At 34.2% G+C, this 398-nt stretch carries 1 pseudogene; it reads right to left on the bottom strand.

The window, feature by feature from the left end:
* Nucleotides 1-69 precede the first annotated feature (69 nt).
* Nucleotides 70-398: pseudogene (locus CBI42_RS11450) on the bottom strand (peptidylprolyl isomerase); the annotation flags it as partial.

The raw sequence follows: 398 nt of genomic DNA, 5'->3' as shown, positions 1-398 counted from the left end.
GATACCTAAACGATTGGCTACATCAAGAATTGAAATTTGCTTACATTCTTCTATTCCCATGCAATATCATCATTTTGTCGTAGTATTTGGCAGTGATGGTATTGATGATGATTCTTCTAAAGTTTTAGGAGTTGCATTATCTAAATCATCTAACCCAGATTTCCAAACCTGTACTTGATTGACCAATAACTTACCTGGTAGTTTCGAATAAGACAACTTAACCGTTCTGGTTTCTGTCTGATTGGTCTTTGATTGGTTGGCATTCTTTAAATCGGATACATAGGTTACATTATAAGACACCATAGCAATGGCTTGATTCGTAGTCTGATTGACAAAGATATCAGCTTTTTCAAAATGATAATCCAAAATATAATCCTTATACACTTGGTTCATGGCAT

Origin of the sequence: Streptococcus sp. KR (assembly GCF_002238115.1) — a bacterium.
GTDB lineage: Bacteria > Bacillota > Bacilli > Lactobacillales > Streptococcaceae > Streptococcus.
Note: the sequence above shows the minus strand (reverse complement) of the source record. Positions and strands in the feature narration are given on the sequence as shown.